The sequence below is a fragment of the Helicobacter typhlonius genome (assembly GCF_001460635.1).
Lineage (GTDB): Bacteria > Campylobacterota > Campylobacteria > Campylobacterales > Helicobacteraceae > Helicobacter_C > Helicobacter_C typhlonius.
The window spans coordinates 602,459-616,434 of the sequence record NZ_LN907858.1 but is presented as its reverse complement, the minus strand read 5'-3'; the positions used below and the strand labels follow the sequence as shown (position 1 = coordinate 616,434).

Here is a 13,976-nt window from a genome sequence, read left to right as displayed (position 1 = left end):
GTTGCAAATGTGCGGATTTTAGAGATTGTCTCTCCTGTTGGAAGTTATGAGAATCTAGGCTCATTGCAATATGAGATTTTTTTGCAAAATTGCATTGGCGATTATTTGCTCTTTATGGATTTATCAAGTGATAGTATTGATGACTGCCTTGCTATGCTTACGCTTTCAACGCACTATGATATGGTAATTGCCACAAGAAAAGTCAAGCCTCAAAGCCTTATGCAAAAAATAGGTTCAAAGCTTTTTTACAAAACACTTGCGCTCTTTGGCGAGGGAGCAAGAGAGGATTATAGTGAATTTTGTGTTATTTCACGCAAGGTTATCCACACGCTTTTATCAAATCACCACGATATTAAACTTTTAAGATTATTGCATTTTGATTCAACGCTCAATATTTATGAATATCCCTATACGCCATCATACGCGCCAAAAAGAAAATTTTTAGATTCACTCTTTCTTGGGCTTGATATTATCTTTGGAGAATCTTACAAACTTCTAAGGCTTGGCACTTGTATGTGTCTGCTCCTTGCTTGTGGAAACGCATTCTATGCACTTTATATCTTATGTGCTTATTTCTTTACTCCTACTATTGCAAGTGGCTGGGCTTCTACTTCGCTATATATGGTAACTATGAATATTGGCTTATTTTTAATGCTTTCAATCATTGGCGAATATGTGCGTATTGTACTTTTAAAGCTTAAAAATGCAATGCCTTATGAAATTATAGATGAAAAAAGCTCTGTCGTGCTTGATTTTCAAGAAAAAAACATACAAAAGGTGCTGTAAATGAAAGAATCTCAAAATGCAATTTTAAACATCATCATTCCTGTGTTAAATGAAGAAAAGCGATTGCAAAATGGCATACAAAAAGCCATTTGTTTTTTAAGAGCGGAAAAAATCCCCCATATCCTAAGTATCGTAGATAATGGCTCAACAGATTCTACACCACAACTCGCAAAGACATTATGCGAGAATCTTAACGCCGAGATAAGCCCTGTATTTTCTCACATAGAATATTTGCGCTTAGAGGAAAAAGGCGTTGGTTTAGCTCTAAGATGTGCGATACATCACAATGCTACAAGGAGTGAGCCTTGTGCTTTTATTGGCTATATGGATTTAGATTTATCAACAGATTTATATCATTTAAAAGAAGTGTATGAAAATTTATGCAATGGAGTAGAGATTATTGTCGGCTCTAGGCTTTTGCGAGATTCTCAAGTGATTGGGCGAAGCTTGAGAAGAGAAATACTCTCAAGGGGGCTAAATTTTATTTTAAAAATTACTCTAAAAACAACATTTAGCGATGCAATGTGTGGCTTTAAATTTTATCAATCCTCCATTGCTGAAAAAATCAAAGACTTATGCAGTGATGATAAAAGCTGGTTTTATTGCGCACAAATGCTTATCATCGCACAATATCAAGGTTTGTCAATCACTGAAATTGCAGTGAAATGGGAAGATGAGGTAACAGAATCTAAAGTCAAAATCTTTTCACTCTCACGCATTTATTTAAGAGAAATTTGGCGTTTATATAAACTTTTACGCATAAATAAGGAGTAAGTATGCAAAAGGCAGTATTGATAGGCAGAGGCTATTGGGGCAAAATTTTGCATTCATACATACAAAAACATTATGAAATTTGTGGCATTTTTGGCAGTGATACGAAAAAGCAGATTCTCAAACAAGCATTAGATAATGCAGAATCTGCATTTATTGCTACACCACTTGCTTCACATTTTGCCCTTGCAAAACTCGCCTTAGAACATCACTGCAATGTCTTTGTTGAAAAGCCAAGCTGTGCCACACAAGATGAATTTAACACTTTGCAATCACTCTCACAAGCACATAATAAGATTTTCTTTACAGATTATATTTATACATTTTCACAATCTATCCTCTATGCCTTGCAGATTTTGCAAGATTCCAAAGCCAACATACAATCCATTGAAGCCACAATTACACAATATGGTAATTTCTATGAAAATGAGAGTGTGCTAGAAGTCATCGGCGTGCATTATTTGAGCGTGTTTGCCTTTATGCAAGAGCTTGGTTTATTAGAAAATATTTGTGTGAAAGAGTGCAAGTTTTTAGATTCTAAAAAACAAAGTGCGCTTTTAAAACTTCACGCATTGCAAGAAAATAAGCAGATTCCATTAAACCTTTATTGCTCATTGCTTTCAAATGAGAAAAAGCGGATTTTAAGCATTCAAACGCAGGATTTTACGCTCCATATTGATATGCTTTCACACAATCCCTTGCAAATACACAGCACAAAACAAACACCTTTGCAGGATACAATATTACCAATTTTTGATGAGGGCAATAATCTTAACTTTGCGCTTAAAAATTTTAAGGACATATGCGAAAAGAGACACGATTATATAAAGCACTTAAATTTCTCTCAAACAACGCTCAATCTACTCACACAAGCCCATAATAAAACTACTTGAAAGCCACACAATGCCAAAACACAATAAGTATGATTGCATTATTATCGGTGGCGGATTCTTTGGTGCATATATTGCGCTCTATCTTAAGCAAAAGTTTCAATCTATTTTAATCCTTGAGCAAGAAAAAGATTTGCTTACACACGCAAGTATCAATAATCAAGCTCGCGTGCATAATGGCTACCACTACCCGCGTAGCCTTAGCACAGCCATAAGCAGTTCGCGCCATTTTCACACTTTTTGCAAGGATTTTAAAGAAGCTATCAAAGATGATTTTCACAAATATTATGCGATTGCAAGTATTGGCTCAAAAACTTCTAGCACACAATTTTATAGACTTTTTAAGCAATTTAATATCTATATACAATCCGCCCCTACGCATATTAAAGCAATGTTTAATCCTAGCCTTATAAGCGATGTATTTTGTGTGCGTGAATACGCTTTTGATGCTGCTATCTTACGCACAATGCTAAGAGATAATCTTAATTGCAAACATATAGAAATAGCCACAAACACTCAATCTCTTTGTGTGAAAGAGGACAAAAAGGGTTTATGCGTTGCTATTGCCCCATATACAGAGCAAAATCAAACACAGCAAACAGATTCTAGAACTTTATACGCGCCTTTGATATTAAACTGCACTTATGCTGGGATAAATAGCTTACTCAAACGCTCACATTTGCCATTATTGCCGCTCAAATACGAAATGACAGAAATGGCTTTGGTGGATATACCTCCTGCGCTTAAAGATATGGCTATAACCACTATGGACGGGGCATTTTTCTCTCTTATTCCCTACCCACCAAAGCAATGCTACACCCTAAGCCACGTGCGATATACGCCGCATTTTGCTTGGCAGGATTATAATGTTATGCAGCCTCATAATCCCTATGCAATACTTCATACTTTTAAGCAAAATGCAAGAAGCAATTTTCCGCTTATGTTGGCTGATTGCAAACGCTATATGCCACTCTTAGAATCTTTAGAATACAAAGATTCACTTTATGAGATAAAAACCTTGCAGATTCAAAACGAAATTGATGATGGCAGACCTATTGTGTTTGCAAAGGATTATGGGTTAAAAGGCTTTTGCACGATTATGGGCGGTAAGATTGATAATATCTATGAGATTCTTGAGCTACTTGCAGCAGAATTTGGTACTTCAAACATCGCCTAAGCTATCCTATTATTCCTATTCTATGCTAGAATGTTGCCAAAAATATAAGGAGTTATAATGCAAGAAGCCGGAATTGAGCTTATGAAAAATACAAAAAGTGTGCGCGATATTGATGTAGGGGGCAAAAGAGTGCTTGTGCGTGTGGATTTTAATGTGCCAATGGATGAGGATTTTGATATTTCAGATGATACGCGTATCCGCGAGGCACTGCCAACTATCAATTACTGCATTGACAATGGTGCGCAAAATATCGTGCTTGTGAGCCATTTGGGGCGTCCTAAAGGGCGCAGTGCGGAATTTTCACTTAAACACGTGCTTAAACGCGTGGAGCGACTTTTGGGGCGAGACATAGCTTTTGCAGAAACGATAGAAAATGTAGAATCTTTGCAGCAACAAGGCGAAAGTGGTGCGGTAATTTTGCTTGAAAATATTAGATTCTACGAGGGAGAGGAAAAAAATGATGATGAACTCTCTGCGAAACTCGCCTCACTCTGTGATGTATATGTCAATGACGCCTTTGGGACAAGCCATAGGGCGCATTCAAGCACTTGTGGTATTGCTAAATATGCTAAAGAGCGCGTGGCGGGACTGCTGCTTAAAAAAGAAATAGATTCATTTGCTAAAGCTATGGCAAATCCGCTCAAACCCGTGCTACTCATTGTTGGCGGGAGTAAGGTGAGCTCAAAACTTGCTCTTTTGCATAATATTCTCAATGTTGTGGATAAAATCATTATCGGCGGTGCGATGAGTAATACATTCCTCAAAGCACGGGGCTTTGATATGCAAAAATCCCTCGTGGAAGATGATTTGGTAGGCGATGCACGAAAAATACTTGATAAAGCAAAAGAAGGAAAGGTAAAAATCTATCTGCCCGTAGATGTGGTAAGCACCGATGATATAAAAGAACATTGTCATATTAAAATCACTCCCGCACAAGATATTCCGGAGGGCTTTATGGCGGTGGATATGGGACCTGCGACAAGCAAACTCTTTAGCGAAGTGGTGCGGGATTCGCAAACAATTATTTGGAATGGACCTTTAGGAATCTATGAGATTCAAGCTTTCTCGCGTGGGACATTTAACCTCGCTCACGCAGTGAGTGATACTTATGCCTTTAGCCTTATTGGTGGGGGCGATACAGCCGATGCGATAGATAAAGCAGGAGAGCGGGACAATATGAGCTTTATCTCCACAGGTGGTGGGGCGAGTTTGGAGCTACTAGAGGGCAAGATTCTCCCGGCGTTTGAAGTGCTAGAGCGCAAATAATCTCGCGCAAGGCAATATTTTAGATTCTAAATAGGGGCGGAGCGCACAAACTACAAAGCATAAACAATGTATAGGGCATAAAGCAAACACAACAAAAGGCGTGAAATGGATAAAAAAGCTGTCATTAGCATTGTGTATATAGCAATCGCAACGCTTTCAAGTGTGTATATCCCGCAACCGCTTTTGCCCCTTTTAGCAGAGGAATTTCATACTTCTACACAAAGTGCTTCAGCCATTATCTCAATTACGCTTTTGCCTATGGCGTTTGCGCCGCTTTTTTATGGATATTTTTTAGAAAACAATCAGCCTAAACTCATTCTTGCATTGTCTTTGTTTGTCGCGGGAGGGTTTCAAATCCTCCTTGCGTGGTGTGATAATTTGCAGCTTTTTTTATGCTTGCGCTTTATACAATCACTCTTTTTCCCCGCTATCCTTACTACGCTTTTAACCATTCTCACGCGCCTACAAAGCTCCTCCTTGCAATTTAATGTCAGTATTTATATCGCCTCCACAATTGCTGGGGGCTTAGTTGGCAGAATGGGCGGGGCATATCTCACCGAAATATTTTCGTGGCAAATATGCTTTGTCATTCTTGGCATATCTTTGATTTTGGGAGGGTTTTTTACACTCATTTGGATTAGCACAACACAGCAGATTCTTTCAAAAATCTCTTTCAAACAAATGCTTCCTTTTCTCACAAATAAAACTTCGCTTATTATCTTAGGGAGCGTTTTTGTGATGTTTTTTAGCTTTCAGGCTGCGCTCAACACGCTTCCTTTTCACGCTAAAGATATATTTCCACACATTAGCCAAAATGAAATTGGATGCTTGTATTTGGGATATAGCATAGGGATTGTAGTCTCTCTCCTTGCTGGTTTTATCACAAAAATATGCGGTGGCAAGGAAAAAACAATCTTTCTCGCTCTCAATCTTTTTGCATTAGGATTATGTGTATTCCTTATAGATTCTATGATGTGGGTGTATGTAGGAATGTTTGTAATGTGCTTTGGCTCTTTCATCGCGCATTCTGTGCTTAATGCACTTAATAGCTCCCTTAGTCCGCACCACAAAGGCGTTTTAAGCGGCTTGTATTTAAGCTTCTACTACACAGGCGGCGCACTTGGCTCTTATCTTTCATCTTTTATTTTTGAAAAATGTGGTTGGCAGATTCTCATCATATTCCTTGCCCTACTTTTAAGCTTCACTTCAATCATTTTTTACACGCATACAAAAAAGGCAAAATATGTTTTTTGATATGCTTTTTGACGCGCTCAATGCCACCACACCGGAGCAAAAACGCGCACGATTAAACGCATTTGCCACGCGCTACAAAGATACCTTAGAATCTGTGAGCGTTTTAGAATTCGCAAATATTTTAGAATCTAGTCATATCTTAAAACATCATACTGCGCATTCTCATAGCAGCACAAAATCCGCCAAAGAGCTAGATTCTCACATTTTAGAATCTAGCTTAGAATCTTTTGCATTTTTAAATGATACAAACGCCCCTATCTATCCGCTTCAAAGCCCATCTTACGCGGGATTTTGCACCATTACCCACCCTACAAAAATCCGCCGCCCAAAGCATATTAAGAGTGAGCAAAGCCTCGCTAAAGTCCTGCATTCTATCGTGCATATTGAATATAGCGCGATTGATTTAGCCCTTGATGCGATGTATCGCTTTCGGGGATTGCCGCCCTCTTATTATTATGATTGGCTTATGGTGGCACTTGAGGAGGAGCTACACTTCCGCCTACTGCGCGAGTGCCTCAATGGATTAGGTTATGAATATGGCGATTTTGCGGTGCATAGCCAACTTTTTGACGCGCAAAAGGCGACTTTGAGGGTAGATGAGCGAATGGCACTCCTGCATAGAGGGCTAGAGGCAAATGGGCTTGATGCAAATCCTTTTGTCGTCCGCAAAGTGCGCGAGTTTGAGCATACACTCACTGAAAAATTGCTTGAGAGTTTGGATATTATCCTGCACGATGAAATTTCGCACGTCAAAAAGGGCGATAAATGGTGGCGATACACTTCAGATTCTAGCTCGGCACAGGACTTTGCGACACTTTTGAGACGCTTTAAGCAACTAGGCGCAATGCCACGAATGATGAATATCCAAGCACGACTTCAAGCTGGATACACACTTGATGAATTAAAGGCATTGCAAAATATCTTGCCCCAATAAGCGCGAATGCTAAGATTCTAAACTTGCCCTAACTGCGTTATCTTTATCTAAGATTCTAAATCTTTAAAAAAATCTAATGTTCTCCCTATTACCTTATCCATATCATAGTAGCGATATTCTCCCAAACGCCCGATAAAATGCACATTTTTAAGCTCTTTTGCCTTACGCGCGTAGGCTTCATAAAGTGCTTGATTTGCCTCATTTGGCACAGGATAATACCGCTCATCGCCCTTGCTCCACGCCTTAGGGTATTCAAAGCTCACAATACTATGAGGCGTTTTAGAATTTAAAAAGTATTTATATTCGCCAATGCGCGTGTAATCATAATTATTTGGATAATTGATAACTGCCCCACTTTGAAAATGTTTTCTTTCAAAACGCACAAAATCAAAATGCAAACTTCTATAAGGCAACTCGCCCAATTCATAGTTAAAAAACTCATCAATCGCCCCACTATAAAAAATTCTATCACACTCAATAGAATCTGCTATATCTTTATAATCACAATCTAACTTTAAATGTATAAGGGGATTTTCAATCATTTTTTCACACATTTTGGTATAACCCTCCATAGGGATTCCTTGAAATGTATCTTGAAAATATCTATTATCGCGACTAATGCTTATAGGCACGCGCTCAAATACGCTAGAATCTAGCTCTTGTGGCGCACATTGCCATTGCTTCAGCGTATAGTGCAAAAAGATTTTTTCATAAATAAAATCACTTAAAAACTTCAATTCTGGCACTTTTTGTAGTTCCAAAATAGATACTTTGCTCCCATAGGTAAATTTATCTAAAAGCGTAGATTCTATATCTTGTGCTATTTTTGCAGGAAATGCCATATACAAAGAATTAAGATTAAAAGGCACAGGCACAAACTGCCCATCTACAAAGGCTTTGACTTCGTGCATATAAGGATAGAATCTGCTAAATTTATTTAAATAATGCCATACTTTTTTATCATTAGTATGAAAAATATGTGTGCCGTATTTATGCACCAAAATACCCTCATCATTATAATCATAGGCATTTCCACCGATATGATTTCTCCGCTCTATAAGTAACACGGATTCTCCTCTCACATTTGCTAAACGCTCTGCTAAAGTAAGCCCAGCTAATCCCGCTCCCACAATACAATTTTTTACTTTCATTACTTACTCCTTTAAAATTCTAAAATGTTCGTAAAATGTCTTACCAAAAAGCCTTATCACACTATATTCTTTAAAAAGTCGGATTCTAAAACTTCGCTCCAAAGTTTTGAAAACATATTTGCTTTTACACACAAACATTAAAAAATCATTGTCGCACATAAGTTTCATTTGGCTATCACGTTTTATTATGGATTGTGGAATTTTAAGCTTCAAAACAAGATTTTTAGCACTTTCATAGTAATTCTCTGCATTTTTGGAATGTAAATCAAAAGAATATAAAAGTTTAAAGGGTAGCCCATACTTTTCTAAAACTTCATATTGCTTATACCAACTATAAATCGTTTTAAAAGATTCTAATGGTTCTAATGGAAAATTGCCACTATTTCTAAACAAATCCAAGATTGAATCCTGCCTTTGTCTATAATAATATGCACCAGTATCTATAAAACAAATATTTGGTGCAAAAATAATATAACGATAGAAAAATTCGCTATCTTCAGCACCTTGAGATAAAAGGAAGCGAATGTGGTAAGTTTTTATTATTGCTGCTTGCAACAAAACATTGACAATATGAAAAGACAAAAAAGGCATCAGTGATGGATTAAGCATAAAATTTCCTTTTTTACCCAAATGGAGATTATAAATCTCTAACTTATCTCCACGCACAAAAAACATTTTTGTCTGAATAGGAGTTATTCCAACATTGCATTTATCAACAAGTCCCTCAATATATCCCAAATCAATATAATCATCTGAATCAATAAAATAAATATACTCCCCTTGTGCCTCATCAAGTCCCTTGTTTCTTGCACCACCCAAGCCTTGATTTTCTTGCTCAAAGTAGCAGATTCTACAATCCCTTTGTGCATATTCTTGCACGATTTCTCCACTGCTATCCGTGCTGCCGTCATTTACGCAAATAATCTCTAAGTTTGTATAACTTTGACTGATAATAGAATCTAAACATTGTGCCACATACTTCTCCACATTATAAATTGGAATAATCACTGAAACTAAAGGCTTATCTTGGGGCTTAAAATCTCGCATTTATGCCACCCTCACAACTATAAATGCAAATTGTCGCTCTCTCTTTAAAATAAGACTTAATAAAAAAGGTGCATAAAAGGCTACATTATACCCCCCCCCCCGAAGAATCTGCACGTTGTACAAATCTCTCATACAATGTAATGCCAAAGAGTTTTATCACACTATATTCTTTAAAAAGTCGCACACGAAAGTAGGATTTGAATTTTTGTTTATAAAATTTGAGAATTAATATAAAAAGTTGTAAAGGCGAGATTAAAAGATGATTTAAATAGCTCAACCTTTGGTGTATGCGCTCAAATTCCAAATTAAGAGCGTGAGACATATCTCTATTTTGCAAAGCAATCTCATTAGCTGATAAAATCATATTGAGCATACACAGAGATTCTATACTGCCTTTTCCCTCACATATGCTCTCTGTAAGGTTTGTAGCAATAATACGCGCACGTGATAATGTGAGATTATAAAGCTTATCAAGTTTATGCGCTCTAGCAAAATAAAGTACATCAAGCAAACCTTTATTTTGGTCGCTCCAGTGCGTTTCACTCCAAGCAAGAAAAGACTTTTGATGTCCTATGCGATAGCAATAAGTAACCTCTGAAAGCGCATAGAATCTTTGTGCTGCTATCATCACTTTGACAAAAAATACAGGGTCTTCATAGCGCGTATAATGTGGGTGAAAAATATGTGAATCTATTAAAAATTTTCTATCATAAATAAAGCGTGTCCAGCCAAAATCAAATTGATAATCTTTGTATTCCACAAAACCATTGTGTGTAAAAGTATAGCCATAAAGAATACTTGGAAAATCTGTATTAATTACACCATTTTTATAATCACTAAAACACCCACCACAAATAAGAGCTTGATTTGCCACCGCATTGGTATAGAGCGTAAAAAGTGTATCGTGCGAGGGACAAAAATCATCAGAGTCAATAAAATATACAAATTTGCCTCTTGCAAGATTTAAAGCCTCATTTCTAGCTTTTGCCACACCTGCATTAGCCTTGTGAATAGCTACTATACGCTTATCACTTTGGGCGAAAGATTCTAAAATACTCCCGCTTTTATCTGTGCTGCCGTCATTTACGCAAATAATCTCTATTTCACGCAAAGTTTGATTGATTACAGAATCTAGGCATTCTCTCAAATATTTTTCTACATTATAGATTGGTATTATCACTGATACGAGGGGACTTTCTTGAATCTCTTGCATTAACTATCCTTTAAGATTCTAAAATGAGCCAAAAATACCCCACAAAGCACAAATAAAAAGATTTGTCCATCACGCACAGGAAAACAATCAAAAACATTTGCTACAACCAAGCCCAAAAGAGCCAAGCCTATGCTTCCTATAAAGAGTTGCTGTATATTTACATTGGAGCGAAAATCAATTTTTGCCTTATAAAGTGCGTAGAAAAAATACCCTACAAATAAACTAAATCCTATAAAGCCCACAAGTCCTAACTCAAACCACACCGAAGAGGGATAATTATGATTATGCGTGTTATGAGAAATAAAGGTATCCTTATAAGGAGCAAGTGAAAATGGGTGATTGATAGATTCGAGTGGAAAAATCTGCTGAATATTAAAAGGAAATTGCTGAAAATGATAGCCATTAGGGCGCAGTGGATTATCAACTATGGCAAGGAGCGTGGATTTGAGTGTTGAAACTCTAGCTAGACTTGAGTATTCCATATAAATTTGTGAATGCTTGTTGAGTGAATGCGGAGAACAAATAAGCCAAGGGTCATTTTGACACGCTCCATTGAGATACTGCCCCATTTCTGCCGGAGGTGTGTGCCATACCTGTGAAAAATTATTCACTATCTTATAAAAATTAAATCTATCCTGCCACGAGGAGCTAAAATGATAAAGCACAAAAGCACCAAAACAAAGAGTGATAAATAATCCCAAAAGAGCTATTTTTTTACGCTTATAGACAAAAAATGCAAGAGGTGCACATATCATAACAATAAGTGCCAAAGCCGCAAATCTTCCACCATTACACACAAAGGCGTAGATTCCTAAAAGTGTAAATATGCCAAAGATGTATTTTGCAAACCCCCTTGTTTTTAAAAAGCCCACATAAGCAAAGCTAAAGGCAAAGAGTAAATAAAAGCTATATCCCGTAGCAGGGATATGATAATGGGGTAACATCGCACGATAACCGAGCTTCCCATCACCATTAGCATAAAAATCATAAATTGTAACCAAAGGGTGATAGAAAATCACACAGCAAAGTAAAATAAAAAATATCCTCTGTTGGCTTTGCTTCAAAGAAAGTGTGAATAGAAAACTCATCATCATAAAAAGACTAGGTTCAAGCAGATACCAACGAATAAGATTCTTAGTCTCTGGCACATTCACTGCATACAAAAGTGAGATATACGCCATTATCACAACAATAGCCATAAAGCTAAGAGGCAAAATAAGGGCTTTGATAGATTTCATATTGCGCCAGAAACAAAGTAGATACACACCAAATGCAATATACAGCAGTTGAATAGGGATTTTGATACTTATATAGCTATAAGACAATGGCAAGATAGCTAGAGCAACTCCCGCAAGCAACATACAAAGCCATAAGACAATTTCACCGAGATGAAAACGCGCTATTTTCACATCTGCAAGATTGCAAAGCTTATGCAAAAAGTGCGTATTTTTCTGTGAGATCCTAGAATCCATTTAGCTCTCCCTTGCCTCTTTGAACTCTGTCACACATTTAGGATTTAGCCTCACCTAGATATTTCTTTATCACTCGTAATTTACATACATAAAATTGCTTCACATCGCCATCTTGAGCCCAACCAAACCATCTTTTTTTTGCTCTAAATTTAAAAAAGACTAAGGGTAGTTCTTTTATTTTAAGATTCTTTTGTGTTTTTTTATAAGCAATCCATACATTAAATAATCTCTCCGCTAAAAAGCCAAAAATTCTTGCCTGATAACTATCATAATTTTTATAAGCACTCAAAGGCTCAATAGCAAACAAAACATCAAATAACCATTCGCAATATTCAAAATATAATGCCTTTTTCATAATATACATATTTGCTATATACCAAAACAAAGGCTTTTTGTGGAGTGTATCGAGTGCAATTTGATACATCTGTGGATATTTTGAAGCGATATACTCTAGCGCTAAATCCATATCTTTTATATAATGCACCTCATCATATAATTCATAGAGTGATAAATGTTGTGCTCTTTGCTTATCATCGTGGTCAATAACCAAAGTTGGAAGCACTATATCATAACCCTTTAGAGACTCAATAATATTTTGAGGATTAAGCCCATATTGTTGATAAAAATCACTAAAAAAACCTCTTATGGAATCATAATAATATTTTTGTGTTCTAGGCATATCAAAATGAGTAGAATCTCTAAAATCAAACACTCTACGATAATGAAAAAGTCCATAATAATCTGCTTCAAGATTCTTCCACGCCCAATACATTGCGGTGAGTTCGCAAAAGTAGGGATTAAGGCTGCTGATATGCTCTCCACTATTATCATACAAAAGTGGCACTCCTGCCTTATCACACAAAGTTTTCAAACCGCCTATGGTGTATTCACTCGCATTTGCTGCACCGAGCAGAATTGGCTGTAAGACATCATTGCCAATAATAGGGCTTACCTTGTGATAACATACGAGAATCTTTATATTCATACTTCATTCCCTTTATCAAATTCTTGTTTAAACTTTTGAGGCTGTGGAGTAGCAGGGGGGAGGGGCGAAAGAGATTTTTTATATATACGGATAAATAAAAAATAATACCGCTCACAATCTGGCGCACTGACTTTGCCAAAAAATTTACTTTGCTTGTTATAAAGAAGCTTACTTTTTGCTTCAAGCACATTCAATTTACGCGTTTTCAACTGATAGGCAAGCCACACGTTAAAAAGCCACTCACTTAAAAATCCAAAGACTCTCGCTTCGTGTGCATCATAAGATTTATAATCAATTTGCTCTTGCAAAGCAAAAAGCACATCAAAGAGCCACTCACAATATTCAAAAAATATCTCTTTACGCCATATTGCCATATTCCAATAGCATATTTTCGCACCATTTGTAAAAAGTGCCTGCGTAATAGAATCTCCCATAAATGGATAAGTTTCTTTAATATAGGCAATCGCTTTATCTAAATCTTTTATGTTATGCCCTCCTTTCGCAAAATTTTCATACGCATTTATATCTTGGTGTAAAGGCAAGGGCTTGGGAATAACTATATCAATATGATGTGTTTGCAAATACGAAGTAATAAAGGTAGATTCAAGATGATATTTAGCGATAACACGACTTTGAGGAATAAAGGCTGATTTAAGGCGAGAAAAAAATGTATTTAGTGCGAAATCAAACACTCTCCGATAATGAAAAAGTCCATAATAATCTGCTTCAAGATTCTTCCACGCCCAATACATTGCGGTGAGTTCGCAAAAGTGGGGATTGAGTGTGGAAATTTCTTTTTTTAAACTATGAGAGTATGCCTCCTCCCCTGAAATATAATCGTCCCTAAAAAGTTCTACGCCCTGCTTAGCACAAGCAGATTCTAAAGATTCTAGTGTGGTTTGGTCTGCTTGTGCCGCACCTACCAAAATTGGTTGCAACACTTCATTTGCAATGATTGGGCTTATCTTATGATAGCAGACAAGAATTTTCACTCTTGGAGATAATGGCATAACTTTCCCTAAAATATGGA

13 protein-coding genes are annotated in these 13,976 nt (G+C 36.9%); 7 read left to right on the top strand and 6 right to left on the bottom strand.

Annotation, left to right across the window (positions count from 1 at the left end; genetic code table 11):
* Positions 1–9: 9 nt before the first annotated feature.
* From BN2458_RS03060 to BN2458_RS03030, 7 genes are all read left to right on the top strand, one after another.
* The gene (locus BN2458_RS03060; RefSeq protein ID WP_231944839.1) at positions 10–786 is read left to right on the top strand and encodes a glycosyltransferase family protein; all 777 of its coding nucleotides are present in this window, start codon (positions 10–12) and stop codon (positions 784–786) included.
* On the top strand, positions 787–1,560 hold the full coding sequence (locus BN2458_RS03055; RefSeq protein WP_081951379.1) for a glycosyltransferase: 774 nt from the start codon (positions 787–789) through the stop codon (positions 1,558–1,560).
* 2 nt (positions 1,561–1,562) lie between these two features.
* A complete protein-coding gene (locus BN2458_RS03050; RefSeq protein WP_034342451.1) occupies positions 1,563–2,450 on the top strand; it encodes a Gfo/Idh/MocA family protein in 888 nt (295 codons plus the stop codon).
* Positions 2,451–2,460: 10 nt separating this feature from the next.
* Positions 2,461–3,624 carry an FAD-dependent oxidoreductase gene (locus BN2458_RS03045; protein WP_034342454.1) on the top strand — a complete coding sequence of 388 codons (1,164 nt, stop codon included), beginning with the start codon at positions 2,461–2,463 and terminating at the stop codon, positions 3,622–3,624.
* A gap of 57 nt (positions 3,625–3,681) precedes the next feature.
* Positions 3,682–4,890, top strand: a complete 1,209-nt coding sequence (locus BN2458_RS03040) for a phosphoglycerate kinase (protein WP_034342458.1) — start codon at positions 3,682–3,684, stop codon at positions 4,888–4,890.
* Between the two features lie 105 nt (positions 4,891–4,995).
* The gene (locus BN2458_RS03035) at positions 4,996–6,144 is read left to right on the top strand and encodes an MFS transporter (RefSeq protein ID WP_034327429.1); all 1,149 of its coding nucleotides are present in this window, start codon (positions 4,996–4,998) and stop codon (positions 6,142–6,144) included.
* Positions 6,134–7,078 (top strand): ferritin-like domain-containing protein, encoded by a 945-nt coding sequence (locus BN2458_RS03030; RefSeq protein WP_034342461.1) that lies wholly within the window; start codon positions 6,134–6,136, stop codon positions 7,076–7,078. The genes BN2458_RS03035 and BN2458_RS03030 overlap by 11 nt, the downstream gene beginning before the upstream one ends.
* Before the next feature lie 47 nt (positions 7,079–7,125).
* On the opposite strand, the gene glf is transcribed toward BN2458_RS03030, so the two are convergent.
* The 6 genes from glf to BN2458_RS03000 all read right to left on the bottom strand — a co-directional run bounded on the left by glf (position 7,126) and on the right by BN2458_RS03000 (position 13,956).
* Positions 7,126–8,229: a UDP-galactopyranose mutase gene (gene glf / locus BN2458_RS03025; protein ID WP_034342463.1), complete on the bottom strand. Its 1,104-nt coding sequence runs from the start codon at positions 8,227–8,229 to the stop codon at positions 7,126–7,128.
* A 3-nt stretch (positions 8,230–8,232) separates the two neighbouring features.
* On the bottom strand, positions 8,233–9,276 hold the full coding sequence (locus BN2458_RS03020) for a glycosyltransferase family 2 protein (RefSeq protein WP_034342466.1): 1,044 nt from the start codon (positions 9,274–9,276) through the stop codon (positions 8,233–8,235).
* Positions 9,277–9,361: 85 nt separating this feature from the next.
* Positions 9,362–10,489, bottom strand: a complete 1,128-nt coding sequence (locus BN2458_RS03015) for a glycosyltransferase family 2 protein (protein ID WP_052082079.1) — start codon at positions 10,487–10,489, stop codon at positions 9,362–9,364.
* Positions 10,489–11,961, bottom strand: coding sequence for an O-antigen ligase family protein (locus BN2458_RS03010; protein ID WP_052082080.1), 1,473 nt, complete (start codon positions 11,959–11,961; stop codon positions 10,489–10,491). The genes BN2458_RS03015 and BN2458_RS03010 overlap by 1 nt, the downstream gene beginning before the upstream one ends.
* Positions 11,962–11,998: 37 nt before the next feature.
* Positions 11,999–12,946, bottom strand: coding sequence for a DUF4422 domain-containing protein (locus BN2458_RS03005; protein ID WP_058122035.1), 948 nt, complete (start codon positions 12,944–12,946; stop codon positions 11,999–12,001).
* Positions 12,943–13,956, bottom strand: a complete 1,014-nt coding sequence (locus tag BN2458_RS03000; protein WP_052082032.1) for a DUF4422 domain-containing protein — start codon at positions 13,954–13,956, stop codon at positions 12,943–12,945. Before BN2458_RS03000 ends, BN2458_RS03005 begins: the two co-directional genes overlap by 4 nt.
* Positions 13,957–13,976: the final 20 nt, after the last annotated feature.